Below are 15,747 nucleotides of genomic sequence, written 5' to 3'. Positions count from 1 at the left end.
CAGCCTAGTGCTCAGCGTCCGCGGGGCCCGGGGTGTTCCTGCGCGGGGTGTTCCTGCCCGAGGTGCCGCGACGGCCCGCGGGCGGCACCCTGGCCCCGTGCCCGACACCGTGCTGTGGTTCCGCCGCGACCTGCGCCTGCTCGACCACCCGGCGCTGCAGGCGGCCGCCGAGCAGGCCGACGGCGGCCGGGTGCTGCCGCTGTTCGTCCTCGACCCGCGGCTGCTGCGCGGCGCCGGGGCGGCCCGCACCACCTACCTGCTGCGCTCGCTGGCGGCGCTGCGGTCGGCCACCGACGGCGCGCTCGTGGTGCGGCGTGGTCGGCCCGAGACCGTGCTGCCGCAGGTGGTGCGCGAGCTCGGCGCCGACGCCGTGCACGTCAGCGCCGACACCGCCCCCTTCGGCCGACGCCGCGACGACGCCGTCGAGGAGGCGCTCGAGGCGCCCCTCGTCCGCACGGGAACGCCGTACGCGGTCGGACCCGGCAGCGTCACCAAGGCCGACGGCACGCCGTACGCCGTCTTCACCCCCTTCTCCCGCGCCTGGGCCGACCACGGGTGGCCCGCACCGGCGGGCGGCCCGCCGACCGGGCTGCGGTGGGCGCGCAGCGTCGAGGGCGACGACCTGCCCGACGAGCCGGCGCTCGACGCCGACCTCCCCGCGGCGGGCGAGGACGCCGCCCGCGAGCGCTGGGAGGAGTTCCGCGACGACGCGTTGGGAGGCTACGCCGACGGCCGCAACCGGCCCGACCTCGACCGCACCAGCCGGTTGTCGGTGCACCTCAAGTACGGCGAGCTGCACCCGCGCACGCTGCTGGCCGACCTGGCGGGCCGGCGCGGCGACGGCGTGCGCACGTACCGGTCCGAGCTGGCCTGGCGCGAGTTCTACGCCGACGTGCTGTGGCACCAGCCGCGCACGGCGTGGGACTACCTCAAGCCCGAGCTGGGTCGGATGCGCTACACCCGTCCCGGGAAGGCGTTCGAGGCCTGGCAGCGCGGCGAGACCGGCTTCCCGCTCGTCGACGCCGGCATGCGCCAGCTGCTCGGGCAGGGCTGGATGCACAACCGGGTGCGGATGGTGACGGCCTCGTTCCTGGTCAAGGACCTGCACGTGGAGTGGCAGCACGGCGCGCGGCACTTCCTCGACCACCTCGTCGACGGCGACCTCGCCTCGAACAACCACGGCTGGCAGTGGGTGGCCGGCAGCGGCACCGACGCCGCCCCGTACTTCCGGGTGTTCAACCCGGTCGCGCAGGGAGAGCGGTTCGACCCGAACGGCGACTACGTGCGCCGGTGGGTGCCCGAGCTGCGGCACCTGGCCGGGAAGGCGGCGCACGCGCCGTGGGACGCCGAGGACGGCTACGCCCACGGCTACCCCGAGCGGGTCGTCGACCACAAGGTGGAGCGCCAGGAGGCGCTCGACCGGTACGCCGAGATCCGCGGCTGACCGAGCGCTCCTCGCCGGCCGGGGTCAGGCGCGGGAGCGGTGCAGCAGGTAGAGGAAGTAGGGCGCGCCGATCGCGGCCACCAGCAGGCCCGCGGGCAGCTGGCTCGGCGCTATCACCCAGCGGCCGAGGGTGTCGGCCACCACCAGCAGCACCGCGCCGAGCAGCAGGGCCACGGGCACCACCCGCAGGTGCCGCCCGCCGACCAGCGCCCGCGCCACGTGCGGCGCCACCAGGCCGACGAACCCGACGACGCCGACCGCGCTGACGGCCGCCGCGGTGAGCAGCGCGGCGAGCACGAGCACCACGAGCCGCGCCCGCTCGAGCCGGATGCCCACCAGCCGCGGGGTGTCGTCGTCCAGCGCGAACAGGTCGAGGTCGCGGTGCGCGGCCCAGGCGACCGGCAGCGCGACGGCCAGCACCACGAGCAGCGGCACGACCTGCGTCCAGGTGCGGTTGTAGGTCGACCCCGACAGGAACGTGTAGATCGTCGGGGTGTCCCACGGGTTGTCGTTCACGATCAGCAGGGCGGTCACGGCCGCCGTGCCGGCGGCGACGCCGATGCCGACCAGCACGAGCCGGTCCGAGCTGAGCCCGCCGCGCCAGGACAGGCCGTAGACCACGGCGAAGGACGCCAGCGCGCCGATCGCGGCGCCGACCGAGACCGAGCCGGTGGTGACCGTGCCGCCGGCCGCCGCGACGGTGACGACCACGGCGCCGAGGCCGGCGCCGCCGGTGATGCCGAGGATGCCCGGCTCGGCGAGCGGGTTGCGGCACACGGCCTGCACGACGGTGCCGGCGAGCGCGAGGGCGGCACCGCCGGCCAGGGCGGCCACGACGCGGGGCGCGCGCTCGTCCAGGGCGAACTGCACCGACACGACCGCCTGGTCGCGCAGCCAGTTCACGACGTCGCCGGTGAGCAGCATCGTGCTGCCGGTGAGCAGGCCGACGACGAGCCCGGCGACGGCGAGCGCCAGCACGAGGGCGAGGACGACGGCGAAGCGCAGGCGCGAGTGCGCGGCACCCGTCCGCGCGGCCGGTGGCTGGCGGGTCGGGCCGGCGTCGCGGGAGCGGCGCGCGAGCAGCACCAGGACGACCGCGCCGAGGATCGTCGTGGTGACGCCGGTCGGGATGCGCAGGGCGGCGTCGGCGCCCAGGGCGGCCCGCACCAGCGCGTCGGCGAGCAGCACCACCAGGGCGCCGACCAGGCCGGACAGCGGCAGCAGCACGGCGTGCCGGCTGACCGCGGGCACGACCTTCGCCAGCAGCCGCACGGCCGCCGGGGCGGCCAGCCCGATGAACCCGATCGGCCCGGCGACGTTCACGGCGCACGCGCACAGCACGACGGCCAGCACGGTGCCGACCACGCGCGTGCCGCGCACCGGGACGCCGAGCACCGAGGCGGTGTCGTCACCGAGCGCCATCAGGTCGAGGCGGCGCGACAGCACGAGCAGCAGGGCCAGCGTCACCAGCACGACCGGGGTCATCGCGCGGACGCCGCCCAGGCCGGTCTGGCTGAGCGTCCCGTTGCCCCAGGCGAACAGGCCGGTGGTCTCCTGGCTGAACAGCAGCAGCATCGCCCCGGCGACCGCGTTCAGCGCGAGCGCGAGCGCCGAGCCCGCGAGGACGAGCCGGGTGGTCGAGGTGGCACCCCCGCCGCCGAGCACCAGCACGACGCCGGCCGCGAGCAGCGCGCCGGCGAACGCGACCAGGCCCTTCCCGAGCAGCGGCAGCGTCAGCCCGAGCGCCGCGACGACGGCCACCGCCGCGTACGCCCCGGCGTTGACCGCGAGCGTGTCCGGCGAGGCGAGCGCGTTGCGGGCCAGCGACTGGAACACCGCGCCGGCCGCGCCGAGGGCGACGCCGACGAGCAGGCCGGCGAGCAACCGCGGCAGCCGCGAGTCGCTCAGCACGTCGACGACGTAGGGGTCGGCCCGGCCGAGGACGAGGTCGAGCAGGTCGCCCGCCCCGACCCCGGTGGTGCCCTGGGTGAGGTGCCACCCCGCCACCACGACCAGCGCGGCGACGACGGCCAGGGTCGCGGCGGACGCCGACACCGCCCCGCGGACCCCGACGCGCTCCGGTGCGGAGGCGTCGGGGCGGGGGGCGGTGCGGCGCGGGGCGAGGAGCGTCACGGCAGGACGGTCAGCCGCCGACAGAGGTGACGAACCCCTCGAGCAGCTGCTGCGCCGAGCGCGGGCCGCCGAAGGTCCAGATGCTGTCGGGGAACGCGACCGCGCGGTCGTTCTGCACGAACGCGGAGTTCGTCCACAGCGCGTTGCCCTCGAGCGAGGTGGCCCAGGTCTCGTCCTCGGTGCCGGTGTAGAAGAACCAGACGTCGCCGGCGGCGGTCAGGCCCTCGACGTCGGTCTGGCCGAGCCCGTACACCGGGTCGACCTCGCCCGCCCAGGCGTTGGTGAGGCCGACGGTCTCGCCGAGCTCGCCGACGAGCGAGCCCTGGCCGAACGGGCGGATCGACAGGGTCGAGCCGTTCACGTACGCGTCGGCGTAGACGAAGCCGGTGACGGCGGGGGCGGCCGCCTCGACGGCCGCCTTCGCGTCCTCGATGCTCGCGTCGAGCTCGGCGAGCACCGTCTCGGCCTCGTCGGCCTTGCCGAGGGCCTCGGCGACGAGGGTGAAGGTCTCCTCCATCTGCGCGAGCGGGTCGGCGGCGTCGGCGCCCTGGGTGACCAGCACCGGCACGTCGTACTCGCGCAGCTGCTCCAGCGCGGGGTCGCCCATCTCGGCGATCACCAGGTCGGGGTCGGTCTGGAACAGCGCGTCGAGGTTCACCTCGCCGCGGGTGCCGACGTCCGCGACGCCCTCGGGCAGCGCCTCGGCGCTGTCCCAGGTCGTGTACCCCGCGGGGTCGGCGACGGCGACGGGCTCGACGCCGAGCGTCAGCACCATCTCGGTCTGCTGCCACTCCAGCGTGGCGACGCGCTCGGCCGGACCGTCGAGCTCGACGGCGGTGCCCTCGGCGTCGGTGAGGCTGATCGCCTCGGCGGTCGCACCGCCGCCGGCGGGCTCGTCGCCCTCGGCCTGCGCGGTCGGCTGGGTGGAGCCGCAGGCCGCCAGGGCCAGCAGCGAGGCGGCGGTCAGCACCGTGACGGCGCCGCGGATCGTCCTGCTCATCGGGGTGGGTGTCCTTCGCTCGGTGGTGGTGCGGGGTTCAGGGGGTGGTGGCGCGGGCGGCGGCCCGGGCGTGGTGGCGCCCGCGCGGCTGGGTGCGCACGAGTCCGCTCTCGGGGTCGACGACGGTCTCGATCCGCAGCCCGTAGACCTCCGACAGCAGGTCGCCGGCCAGCACGTCGGCGGGCGGGCCGGCGGCGCGGACCCGCCCGTGGTCGAGCAGGACGACGGTGTCGCACACGGCGGCGGCCTGGTCGAGGTCGTGCAGCACGACGCCGACGGCGACCTGGTGGTCGTCGGCGAGGTCGCGCACCAGGTCGAGGGTCTCGACCTGGTACCGCAGGTCGAGGTGGTTGGTCGGCTCGTCGAGCAGCAGCACGCCGGTGCGCTGCGCGAGGCAGGTGGCGAGCCAGACCCGTTGCAGCTCACCGCCGCTCAGCTCGTCGACGGCCCGGGTGGCCATCGCGGCCGTGCCCGTCACGTCGACCGCCCACGCGATGGCCTCGCGGTCGTCGGCGCCGAGCGCGGAGAACCGGCGGCGGTAGGGGTGGCGGCCGAACGCGACCACGTCGTGCACCGTCAACCCGGACGGGCTCGGCCGGTTCTGGCTGAGCATCGTGACGCGGCGGGCGAAGTCGCGGGCGCCGAGGGCCGCCGCGGGCGAGCCGTCGTCGAGCAGGACGTCGCCGGCCTGCACCCGGTGCAGGCGGGCGAGCGAGCGCAGCAGGGTCGACTTGCCGCTGCCGTTGGGCCCGACGAGCGCGGTGACGCGCCCCGGGCGCAGCTCGAGCGAGGCGCCGTGCACGACGGTGGTGTCGCGGTAGGCGAGGGTGAGGTCGCGTCCGCGCAGGGCGGCCCCGTCCTCTGTCCGGGTGGTCACGGAAGGGAAGGCTAGCCTAAGTGAGGGTGCCCTTCGACCATCCGTCCCGCGGAGCGGTCAGAGCAGGCCGGCGTCGTGCATCGTGATCGCGACCTGCACCCGGTTGGTGGCCCCGAGCTTGGTGAAGATGCGCGAGATGTGCGCCTTCACCGTCGCCTGGCTCATGAACAGCTCGGCGGCGATCTCGGCGTTCGACCCGCCCCGGCCGACGGCGACCGCCACCTCGCGCTCGCGCTCGGACAGCGCCTCGACGGCGGAGCGGGCCCGGGTCTCGCGCGGGTCGTCGGCGGCGCCGGCGACCTGGCGGATCAGGCTCTGCGTGATCACCGGCGACAGGATCGGCTCCCCCGCGACCACCTTGGTGATTGCGTCGAGGATGCCGGCCGGACCGGTGTCCTTGAGCAGGAAGCCGTTCGCGCCGGCCGCCAGCGCGCGCACGACGTAGTCGTCCGCGTCGAAGGTGGTCAGGACGATGACCGCCGGCGGGGACGGCAGGGCGCGGATGCGCGCGGTGGCCTCGATGCCGTCGAGGACGGGCATCCGCAGGTCCATCAGGACGACGTCGACGCCGCCCCGCCGCACCCGGTCGACCGCCTCCTGCCCGTCGGCCGCCTCGCCGACGATCTCGACGTCGGACGAGCCGCCGAGCATCAGCGCGAGCCCGCCGCGCACGAGCGGGTCGTCGTCGGTCAGCAGCACCCGGGTCGTCACGGCGCTCACCCTGGCACAGCCCACGGGAGCCGGGCCGTGAGCACGAAGTGGTCGTCGACGACGCGGTGGTCGATGGCACCGCCCGACAGGGACGCCCGTTCGGCCAGCCCGACCAGGCCGAGCCCGGACGCCGGTGCGCTCGTGCGGCTGCCGGGCGCGAGCGGGTTGCGCACCTCGACCTCGAGCCCGTCGCCCGGGGCGCCCGCGACCCGCAGGGCGACGACCGCGTGCGGCGCGTGCTTGCGGGCGTTGGTGAGCCCCTCCTGCACGACGCGGTACAGCGTCCGCCCGGTGGTGTCGGGGACGGCGCCGAGGTCGGTGCCGTCGAGGTCGGCGTCGACCCGCATCCCGTCCGCCACGAGCTCGTCGACCAGCGCGGGGAGGTCGCGGGCGGCCGGCTGCGGCCGCTCGGGCTGCGCGTCGCCCGGGTCGTCGCGCAGGACGCCGAGCACCTCGCGCAGCTCGACCAGCGCGCGGTGGGAGCTCTCCTGGATGACGGCGGCGGAGGTGCGCAGCTGCTCGGCGTCGAGGTCGGTGCGGTAGACCATCGCGTCGGCGTGCATCGTGACGAGCGAGATGCGGTGCGCGAGCACGTCGTGCATCTCGCGGGCGATGCGGGTGCGCTCGGCGGTGCGGGCCTGGGCCACCCGGGTCGCCTGCTCGTCCTCGGCCCGCTGCGCCCGGTCGCGCAGCGTCCAGAGCAGCTCGCGGCGCGAGCCGACGTACAGGCCCCACGCCACCAGGGCACCGGTGAACGGGATGCCGACGCCGGCCTGGAAGAGCACGTCCCCGAGGCCGCCGCCGGCGGCGACGGCGCCGGGCCAGGCGAGCGCGTAGCCCAGCCCGGCCAGCAGCGTCAGGACCGCCACGGGCACGATCTCCCGCCAGCGGCGGCGGGTCGACAACGACACCAGCGCGAGCAGCGCGGGACCGGACGCGAGCCCGGACACCGCGGTCGCGAGGGTCGCCGCGACCGCGACCGCGACCGGCCAGCGACGGCGGAAGAACACCAGCACGAAGGCGGCGACGCCGAGCAGGACGTCGACCGCCACGAGCAGCCCGGCGGCGGGACGCTCGTCCTCGGCGAGGGTCACGATCGCCGAGCCCGAGATCAGCAGCACCAGCACCGTCCGCCAGGTGTGGCTCCACCAGGTCAGGCGCGGCTGCTGCGCGGGCGAGAAGGGCACGTCCGCAGGCTAGGCGAGCCGGGACGACCGGCGGCACGGCCGCACGGCGGCGCCGGGGTGGCCGCAGGTCGGTGCCGGGTGACCGGAAGTCGTAGCGGGACCTCGACCGGCGCGGCCCGGGTGCGGCCCCGCGGCCGATGCCGGCGCACCCTCGTGGAGGCGAGCGTGGACGCCATGATCACCGTGGAGCACCTCACCAAGGTCTACGGCTCGTTCCGGGCCGTCGACGACGTCACCTTCACCGCCCGTCCCGGACGGGTCACCGGCTTCCTCGGCCCGAACGGCGCCGGGAAGTCCACCACCATGCGGATCCTGTCGGGGCTCACCCCGCCGACCTCGGGCAGCGCCCTCGTCGGGGGCGTGCGCTACCGCGACGTCCCGAACCCGGCCACGCAGGTCGGCGTCCTGCTCGACGCCTCGGCCCAGCACGCCGGCCGCACCGGCCGCGAGGTGCTCGACCTGGCCGCGATCACGATGGGCCTGCCGCGCCGCCGCGTCGACGAGATGCTCGAGCGGGTCAGCCTGACGCCCAAGGAGTCGAAGCGGCGCATCCGCCACTACTCGCTCGGCATGCGGCAGCGGCTCGGCATCGCCCACGCGCTGATGGGCGACCCCAAGGTGCTGGTGCTCGACGAGCCTGCCAACGGCCTCGACCCGGCCGGCATCCACTGGATGCGCGGGCTGCTGCGCGAGTACGCCGACCGCGGCGGGACGGTGCTGCTGTCGTCGCACCTGCTGCACGAGATCGAGGTGATCGCCGACGACCTCGTGGTGATCGGCGGCGGCCGCGTGGTCGCGCAGGGCGCCACCCGGGAGCTGCTGCGGACGGCGGGCACCTTCGTCCGGGCCGCCGACCCGCGGGCCCTCGCCACCGCGCTCGCCGCTGCCGGCGTCGCGACCCAGGACGCCCACGACGGCGGCGTCCGCACCGAGACCGACCCCGAGCACGTCGGGCAGGTCGCCGCCGCGGCCGGCCTCGCGCTCGTCGAGCTGCGACCCGCCGACGGGATGGGCCTCGAGGCGATGTTCCTCGAGCTCACCGCCCGGACGCAGCGGGAGACGCCGTCCCAGCACGTCCCCGCCCAGCCCGCCCTCGCCACCACCGGAGCGAACCGATGAGCACCGCCACCCTGACCAAGAACCCCTCTGCCCCAGACCTCCCCGTCACGATCGACACCTCCCAGCCGCGCGTGCCGCTGCTGCGCCTGGTGGCGGTCGAGGCGCGCAAGCTGGTCGACACCCGGGCCGGCTTCTGGCTCGTCGCGCTCATGGTGCTGGCGAACCTGGTCGTCGTGGCCGGGGTCGTGGCCTTCGCGCCCGACCAGATGCTGACCTTCTCGTCGCTGCTCACCATCTCGACCGCACCGGCGGGCTTCCTGCTCCCGGTGCTGGCGATCCTGCTCGTCACCAGCGAGTGGTCGCAGCGCTCGGCGCTCATCACCTTCGGCCTGGAGCCGCGGCGCGGCCGGGTGGTCGTGGCGAAGCTGCTGGTGTCGCTCGTGGCGACCGTCGTCACCCTCGCGGTGGCGGCCGCGTTCGGCGCGGCCGGCACGGCCGTCGCGGCGGCGACGCACGACCTCGTCGACCCCTGGTCGATCACCCTGGCGGCCGTCGCCAACGCCGGCCTGGTGCTGGTGGTCAGCCTGCTGATGGCCTTCGCGTTCGGCATGCTGCTGATGAGCTCGCCCGCGGCGATCGTCCTGTACTTCGTGCTGCCGACCGTCTGGTCGATCGTCGCCTCGTTCGTGCCGTGGGTGCGCGACAACCTGCAGGAGTGGGCCGACCTCGGTGCCGCCCAGGGGCCGTTCTCCGGTGCGGAGTGGGCCACCGGCGACGACTGGCTGCGGCTCGCGTCGGCCGGCGCGCTCTGGGTGCTGCTGCCCCTGGCCGCCGGCGTCTGGCGGCTGCTGCGGTCCGAGGTGAAGTGACCCGGGCCGGTGCGGCGCTACCGTCGGGCGGGTGACCTCGCTCGTCGTGCCGCACCGGTTCCACGGCCCACCCGCCTCCGGCAACGGGGGCTGGTGCGCCGGCGCCCTGGCGGCCCACCTGCCCGGCGCCCCCGCCGTGCAGGTGCGGCTGCAGGCGCCGCCGCCGCTCGCCGTCCCGCTCGAGGTCGAGGTGTCCGGGGGCACCGCGACCGCCGCGCGGGACGGCGTCGTCGTGCTGACGGCCTCCACCGTCGACGACCCCGCGCTCACCGTCGTCGACCCGGTCGACCTCGCGACCGCCGAGGGGGCCTCGGCCCGGTTCGACGGCCTGGCCGACCACCCCTTCCCCACCTGCTTCGTCTGCGGCCCCGACCGGCTGCCGGGCGACGGCCTGCGGCTCGCGCCGGGCTGGCTGGACGACCGTCCGGGCGAGACCGCCTGCGCCTGGGTGCCGGACGACACGGTCGACGTCCCCCAGACCTGGGCGGCCGTCGACTGCCCCGGCGGCTGGTCCGGCGGCCTCGCGGGACGCCCGATGGTGCTCGGGACCGTGACGGGGCAGGTGCACCGCGCTCCGGCACCCGGCGAGCGCTGCGTCGTCACCGCCCGCCACCTCGGGACCGAGGGCCGCCGCACCCGCTCCGCCGCGACCCTGTGGTCGGTCGCCGGCGACGGCCCCGAGCTGCTCGCCACCGCCGAGCACGTGTGGGTCCAGGTCGACCCCGCCGCCTTCGGTCGCTGACCACGTCCAGGTGGCGGTCACCTACCGAACGTGGCGTGCGCGCCACGTGGAGTGCGTGCTCACCTCGCTGAGTCCGCCGCTCAGGGACGGACGAGGCGCAGGTCGGTCGGCGGCGGGTCGACGCCGAGGTCGCGGCGCAGCCGGGTGAGGTCGAGCTCGCGGCTGACGGCGAGGTGGCTCACCACGTAGCGGGTGAGCAGCGGCGGCTCGGACGCCCCGCGCGCCCGCGCCACCGCCTCGAGCGCCGTCCCGAGCCCGAGGGCGACCGGGAACGGCAGGTGCACGCGCACCGGCACCTCGCCGGTGGCCGCCCGGAACGCCTGGTCGAGCGCCGCCGCGAGCGGCAGCGGCGCCGCGTCGGCCACGTTCACCACGCCGGTCGCGGACGAGCGCACCGCCGCCACGCAGGCGCGCGCGAGCAGCTCGACCGACGTCAGGTGCACGCGGGTGGTCGACCACCCGGGCACCACGAGCACCCCCCGCCCGCGCACCACCCGCACGGCGTCGAGCAGGCGCGGCAGCAGCGTGGGGTCGCCCGGCCCGTACACCGCGTGCGGTCGCAGCACGACCGCATCGCGTCCGGCCGAGACCGCCTGCGCCACCACGGCTTCCGCCTCGGCCTTCGCCTCGCTGTACGGCCCCGCGTGCGCGCCGTCAGGGCCGTCGCTCTCGCGGACGACGCCCCGCTTCCACGGCGGGTACACGCTGGCGGTCGACACGTGCACGAACCGGGCGGACGGCCAGGTGGCCAGCGCGTGCCGGGTGCCGTCGACGGTGGCCGGACGCTGGCGCCCCAGCGGCGCCCAGTCGTCGACCGACGCGGCGGCGTGCACCACGGCCCCCACGTCGGGGACGCCCGCCGCCGGGCCGGCCGCCAGGTCGTGGCGGCGGTAGTCGACCGCCGCCGGCAGCCCGCCCGGGCGGGGGCGACGCGCCAGCCCGACGACGTCGTGCCCCGCCGCGAGCAGCGCCCGGCAGACCGCTCCGCCGACGAACCCGCTCGCCCCCGTGACCGCGACCCTCACGGGACCTTCCCGAGGCGGGACGAGACCCGTTCGCGCAGCGCGTCCTTGTCGACCTTGGCCGACCGCCCGGACGTCGGCAGCGCCGGCTCGACGAGCACGTGGTCGGGCAGCCAGGCGGCGTCGAGCACCGCGGGCAGCCGGCGGCGCACGTCGTCCGCCAGCCCGCGGCCGTCGCCCTGCACCGGCACGACGACGAGGGCGACCTCCTCGTCGGCGGTGCGCGGGTCGGGCAGCCCCACCAGGGCGGACGCGGCCACCCCGGGCAGCCGGTCGACCAGCGGCTCGACCAGCGCCGGGTAGATGTTCGTGACGCCGCGCAGGATCATGTCCTTCGCCCGTCCGCGCAGCTCGAGCCGGCCCCCCGGCAGCCGCGCGACCAGGTCGCCGGTGGCCACCCGGTCGAGCGGCGGACCGCCGAGGTAGCCCGGTGACACCTGGGGTCCGGAGACGAACAGCTCTCCCGCGCCGTCGATCTCGAGCCGCGTCCCCTGCACGGGACGTCCGAGCAGCAGCCCGGCGCGGGGTACCCGCCCGTGCGCCAGCAGCTCGTCGCCGTCGACGGTCGCGACCGGGAGCGCCTCGGTGAGCCCGTAGACGCCCAGCACGCGCGCGGACGGCACGGCGTCCCGGACGCGTTGCACGACAGCCGGCGTCACCGGTGCACCACCCATCGCGACGAGGCGCAGCGTCCGCGGCAGCGCGCCCGAGGCGGCAGCCGCGTCGACGGTCGAGGTCACCGCGTAGAGCACGGTCGCGTCGCGCTCGGACGCCGTCCGGGCGAGCCGGGCGCCGTCGGCGCCGACGGGCGCGAACGACCACGTGGCGCCGGCCACGAGCACCGGCAGGCCGATCATCATCTGGTCGGTGTGCACGACGTCGTCCGGGACGAGGTCGAGCCGCGGCAGCAGCGCGTGCAGCCCGGCGGCGAGGCTGCTGCGGCTGTGGGTGACCGCGCGCGGTGACGCGGTCGTGCCCGAGGTGAAGACCACGAGCGCGGTGGCGTCCGGGCGCACGGGCGGCGGCGCGACCCCGTCCGCCTCGCGCAGCAGCGCCGACCAGCGCAGCGCGTCGCGGGGCGCGCCGGGCAGCCACCGCCCGCCGACCAGCACGTGCCGCAGACCCGGCGCCCGCAGGTCGGGCAGCGCGAGACCGCGGCGAGCCAGCAGCCCGCGCAGCGGGCCGCTGGTGGCGAGGTGCACGAGCGGCTCGGCCATCGTCCAGACCGGGTGCGCCGCGGCGAGCCGCTCGGACGACAACCCCTCTCCCGCTCCGGGATCGGCGACCACCACGACACCACCCGCCGCGACCACCGACAGCGCGGCCACCACCGCGCGCGGACTCGGGCGCACCGCGAAGAGCACGCCGTCGCCCGGCGCCATCCCGTGCGCCACCAGCGCCGCCGCCCCGCGGCGCACCTGGTCGGCCAGCACGCCGTAGGTGAGCACCTGGTCGTCGGCCCCGACCGCGGCCACCCGCCCGGGCGAGGCGGCGCCGTGGGCGAGGACCGCCTCGACCAGGTCGCGCGCGGTCACGTCCCGGTCCTCGTCCCGGCCCCACCGGCCTGCAGCACGAGCCGGCGGTACGACGGGACGAGCACGCCGCGCGCCGCCTCGCGGTCCACGACCCGCACCGGCCGGCCGGGGTCGTGCGCGTCGAGCACCGCGCCGGCGACCGCCTCGATCTCGGTGCGTGCGAGGGCGGCCCCGAGGCAGAAGTGCGGACCGGCGCCGAACCACAGGTTGCGCACCTCCGCGGGGCAGGAGCGCCCCGGCTGCAGCCCGCCCGCGAGCCGCGTCGCCCACCAGGTCGCGACCAGCACCCGGTCGCCGGGTCGCACCTCGACCGGTCCGAGCCGCCCGGCGACGGTCGCCCGTCGCAGCATCGCCGGTGACGGCGTGGCCAGCCGCAGCGCCTCCGCGGCGAAGGGTGCGAGCAGCGTCCGGTCGGCGGCGACGTCGTCGAGGTGCCCGCTGTCGTGCAGCATCGCCACCACCCGCGGCGCGGCGCTGGTCACGGTCTCGGTACCGGTCAGCAGCAGCACCGCGGCCAGCGAGGGCGCCTGGGCGCGAGAGATGCTCAGTGCCGGCAGGCGCCCGAGCACGCTGTCGGTGCCGTCGGCGCGGTCGTAGGCCGCGGTGGCGGCGGCCGTCAGCGGAGCGAACAGCTCGCGCACCCGGGCGACCTGCTCCGCCGAGAGCCGGCGCGTGCCGAGCCCGACCATGCCGAGCACCTCGTCGCCCGCGTGCAGCAGCAGGTCGCCCGCCGCGGCGACCTCGTCCGGCGAGGCGCCGTCGTCGACGAGACCCACGAGCGAGGCGATCACGGCCGTGGCCGCGCGCCGCGTCACCTCGACCAGGTCGACCGGACGCCCGGCGGCCAGCGCGGCGGTGGCGTCCTGCAGCGGGGCGGTGAGCACGCGGGTGCAGACCTGCTCGGCGGCACGCGGGGTGAACAGCCCGTTCAGCGCGGTGCGCAGCCGGCGGTGCGGCTCGCCGTCCATGCCGATCAGCGTGCGGTGGCCGAGCACCCCGGCCCAGAGCGCGCCGGACGACCCGGGTCCGTCCTTGCGGTACGACGGGTCGGTGAGCACGCCACGCACGAGCGCGGGGTCGCCGACGAGCACCCCGACACCCGGCACCCGGCGGGCGGGCCGTCCGCGCAGCAGGGCCTCGACGAGCGGGAAGGCCACCGGGTGGGCGGCCCGCAGCAGGGCGTCCTCGTGCCGCAGCACCGCGTCCGCGCGCGGACGGGTGTCGACCGCGGTCACGGCCGACCGGCGCCGAGCCGCACGTCGACGACGTCGGGGGTGTGGGAGTGGTCGAGGTACCAGCGCAGCGTCGCCCGCAGGCCGTACGCGCGCAGCCGCCGGGCCGAGGCGCGCACCACGACGTCGCGGCGGTAGGCGACGCGCTCGCTCACCACCCGGACCCGGTTCACCAGCGCGCGGTCCTCGTGCACCTCCTCGATCGCGGTGCGGGGGAACCCGCCCGAGGCCTCGTAGGCGCGCGCCGAGACCCCGAGGTTGCACCCGGGGCACATGACGTACGGCCCCCGGTAGGGGCGTCCCTGCTCGTCGGAGCCGCGGTTGCTCGGCCGGTAGCGCCCGAACAGCGCCGCACCCGGGACCAGCAGCGGCACCAGCGTGCGCTCCCACAGCCGCAGGGGGAACTCGTCGGTGCGGGGCAGCATCGGGCCGGTCAGCAGCTCGTCGCCGGTCGCGAACCAGCGGCGGGCGTTCGCCGTCCAGTCGTGCCTCGGCAGCGTGTCGGCGTCGCAGCGGAGCACGTGGGTGGCGCCGCGCGAGATCGCCTCGCGCACACCGGTGTCGGCAGCCGCGCCCGTCCCCTTGCGCGTCTCGGTGACGACGTGCACGCCGAACGGGGCGGACGCCGCGAAGCGCTCGACCACGCCGACCGTGCCGTCGGTGCTGAGGTTGTCGACGACGACGAGCTCGAAGGCGGTGTCGTCCTGGGCGGCGAGCGCGGCGAGCGTGCCGCCGATGCCGCGCTCCTCGTCGAACGCCGGGACGACGACCGCGACCCGCACCGGCACCAGGGAACCGCTCACCACCGCAGCACCATCGTCCCGACGCTGATGCCGCCCGCGAGACCGACCAGCGCGACCAGCGACCCCCGCTCGAGGCGTCCGGTCTGCACGGCCCGCTCGAGCTGGAGCGGCAACGACGCCGAGGCGCAGTTGCCGTGGTCGGCCACCGTGACCTCGAGCTTCTCGCGCGGGATGCCGCACCGGTCGGCGAAGGCGTGCACGTACGGCAGCGTCACCTGGTGCACGGCGACGAGATCGCAGTCGTCCCAGGTGATCCCGGCCTCGAGCAGCACCTTCGTCACGGTCGCGGGTCCGACCGCCTCGAACGCCTCCTTGAGACGCGCGCCGTCGAGGTGGAAGTACGTGGCGTCGAGGTCGCGCGGCCGGCGCGAGCCACCGCCGGGCAGCGTCCCGGCGGTCCAGGCGGTCGAGTCGGCGGTGTGCCCCTGCGCGAGGATGCCGTCGCCCTCGGCGCACGCCTCGACCAGCAGCGCGGCGCCGGCGTCCGAGAGCGTGTAACCGGCGAACGACTCGGCGAGCTGGCGCAGGTCGCGCACCGCCCAGCGGGTCGCGCGCGACGGGCTCTCGCCGGTGACGACGAGCACCCGGCGGTACTGGCCTGCCCGCACGAGCGCGTCGGCCACCTGCACGGCGTTCAGCACCGAGTTGCAGGCGTTCTTGACGTCGAAGACCGGGCAGCGCGCGCCGAGCGTCGCGGCGACGATGTGCGAGGTGGCGGGCTCGACGAGGTCCTGCGAGGCCGACGCGAAGAGCAGCAGGTCGACGTCCCCCACGTCGAGCCCCTGGTCGGCGAGCAGCTTGCCGGCGGCGGCGACCGCGAGGTCGGAGGCCTGCCAGTCGTCCGGCATGACGTGCCGGCCGTGGATCCCGGTGGCCCTGCGGACGATGCCGGGCGGGGGGCGGAAGCCGGCGCTGGCCTCGACGACCCGCTGCTCGGTCTCCTCGCTGCTCGTCCACCGCGACGGCAGGTGCGTCGCGACCCCCGCGATCCGCGCTCCCGTGGTGCCCATGGGTCCCCTCCCCGTGTCGGCCCCGTGTCGGCCGGTCGGCCGGTGGACGCCGCGTCGGGCGGCCGTCCTGCGGCTCTACGGTAGGGGGTGGGGAGGGCGCGCCCAGGGCGTCCTGACGAGATC

14 protein-coding genes are annotated in these 15,747 nt (G+C 76.6%); 4 read left to right on the top strand and 10 right to left on the bottom strand.

The window, feature by feature from the left end; translation table 11 throughout:
• Nucleotides 1–97 precede the first annotated feature (97 nt).
• Nucleotides 98–1,444: a cryptochrome/photolyase family protein gene (locus ACYVKY_RS04145; RefSeq protein ID WP_460433728.1), complete on the top strand. Its 1,347-nt coding sequence runs from the start codon at nucleotides 98–100 to the stop codon at nucleotides 1,442–1,444.
• Nucleotides 1,445–1,468: 24 nt separating this feature from the next.
• Here ACYVKY_RS04145 and ACYVKY_RS04140 read toward each other — a convergent pair whose 3' ends face one another.
• The 5 genes from ACYVKY_RS04140 to ACYVKY_RS04120 are packed head-to-tail and all read right to left on the bottom strand — an operon-like array spanning nucleotide 1,469 to nucleotide 7,352.
• The gene (locus tag ACYVKY_RS04140; protein WP_460433727.1) at nucleotides 1,469–3,577 is read right to left on the bottom strand and encodes an iron ABC transporter permease; all 2,109 of its coding nucleotides are present in this window, start codon (nucleotides 3,575–3,577) and stop codon (nucleotides 1,469–1,471) included.
• A 10-nt stretch (nucleotides 3,578–3,587) separates the two neighbouring features.
• Entirely contained in the window at nucleotides 3,588–4,577 is a 990-nt protein-coding gene (locus ACYVKY_RS04135) for an iron-siderophore ABC transporter substrate-binding protein (protein ID WP_460433726.1), read from the bottom strand.
• 37 nt (nucleotides 4,578–4,614) lie between these two features.
• Nucleotides 4,615–5,454, bottom strand: coding sequence for an ABC transporter ATP-binding protein (locus tag ACYVKY_RS04130; protein ID WP_460433725.1), 840 nt, complete (start codon nucleotides 5,452–5,454; stop codon nucleotides 4,615–4,617).
• A gap of 57 nt (nucleotides 5,455–5,511) precedes the next feature.
• Nucleotides 5,512–6,165, bottom strand: coding sequence for a transcriptional regulator (locus ACYVKY_RS04125; RefSeq protein ID WP_460433753.1), 654 nt, complete (start codon nucleotides 6,163–6,165; stop codon nucleotides 5,512–5,514).
• A 5-nt stretch (nucleotides 6,166–6,170) separates the two neighbouring features.
• Nucleotides 6,171–7,352: a sensor histidine kinase gene (locus tag ACYVKY_RS04120; protein ID WP_460433724.1), complete on the bottom strand. Its 1,182-nt coding sequence runs from the start codon at nucleotides 7,350–7,352 to the stop codon at nucleotides 6,171–6,173.
• A gap of 174 nt (nucleotides 7,353–7,526) precedes the next feature.
• Between ACYVKY_RS04120 and ACYVKY_RS04115 the strand changes: the two genes are divergently transcribed.
• From ACYVKY_RS04115 to ACYVKY_RS04105, 3 genes are read left to right on the top strand one after another with little or no spacing between them, the layout of a single operon-like run.
• On the top strand, nucleotides 7,527–8,471 hold the full coding sequence (locus ACYVKY_RS04115) for an ABC transporter ATP-binding protein (RefSeq protein ID WP_460433723.1): 945 nt from the start codon (nucleotides 7,527–7,529) through the stop codon (nucleotides 8,469–8,471).
• Nucleotides 8,468–9,280 (top strand): ABC transporter permease, encoded by an 813-nt coding sequence (locus tag ACYVKY_RS04110; RefSeq protein WP_460433722.1) that lies wholly within the window; start codon nucleotides 8,468–8,470, stop codon nucleotides 9,278–9,280. Before ACYVKY_RS04115 ends, ACYVKY_RS04110 begins: the two co-directional genes overlap by 4 nt.
• A 31-nt stretch (nucleotides 9,281–9,311) precedes the next feature.
• Nucleotides 9,312–10,022, top strand: coding sequence for a hypothetical protein (locus ACYVKY_RS04105; RefSeq protein WP_460433721.1), 711 nt, complete (start codon nucleotides 9,312–9,314; stop codon nucleotides 10,020–10,022).
• An 80-nt stretch (nucleotides 10,023–10,102) separates the two neighbouring features.
• On the opposite strand, the gene ACYVKY_RS04100 is transcribed toward ACYVKY_RS04105, so the two are convergent.
• The 5 genes from ACYVKY_RS04100 to ACYVKY_RS04080 are packed head-to-tail and all read right to left on the bottom strand — an operon-like array spanning nucleotide 10,103 to nucleotide 15,624.
• Complete coding sequence (locus ACYVKY_RS04100) at nucleotides 10,103–11,047, bottom strand: NAD-dependent epimerase/dehydratase family protein (protein ID WP_460433720.1); 945 nt, start codon at nucleotides 11,045–11,047, stop codon at nucleotides 10,103–10,105.
• On the bottom strand, nucleotides 11,044–12,579 hold the full coding sequence (locus ACYVKY_RS04095) for a class I adenylate-forming enzyme family protein (protein WP_460433719.1): 1,536 nt from the start codon (nucleotides 12,577–12,579) through the stop codon (nucleotides 11,044–11,046). The genes ACYVKY_RS04100 and ACYVKY_RS04095 overlap by 4 nt, the downstream gene beginning before the upstream one ends.
• Complete coding sequence (locus ACYVKY_RS04090; RefSeq protein ID WP_460433718.1) at nucleotides 12,576–13,814, bottom strand: cytochrome P450; 1,239 nt, start codon at nucleotides 13,812–13,814, stop codon at nucleotides 12,576–12,578. Before ACYVKY_RS04090 ends, ACYVKY_RS04095 begins: the two co-directional genes overlap by 4 nt.
• Nucleotides 13,811–14,614: a glycosyltransferase gene (locus ACYVKY_RS04085; RefSeq protein WP_460433717.1), complete on the bottom strand. Its 804-nt coding sequence runs from the start codon at nucleotides 14,612–14,614 to the stop codon at nucleotides 13,811–13,813. Before ACYVKY_RS04085 ends, ACYVKY_RS04090 begins: the two co-directional genes overlap by 4 nt.
• The gene (locus ACYVKY_RS04080) at nucleotides 14,611–15,624 is read right to left on the bottom strand and encodes a 3-oxoacyl-ACP synthase III family protein (protein ID WP_460433716.1); all 1,014 of its coding nucleotides are present in this window, start codon (nucleotides 15,622–15,624) and stop codon (nucleotides 14,611–14,613) included. Before ACYVKY_RS04080 ends, ACYVKY_RS04085 begins: the two co-directional genes overlap by 4 nt.
• Between the last annotated feature and the right edge of the window lie 123 nt (nucleotides 15,625–15,747).

Source organism: Angustibacter speluncae, assembly GCF_054777815.1.
The sequence above is the reverse complement of the archived record's forward strand: the minus strand, read 5'-3'. Positions and strand labels throughout refer to the sequence as shown.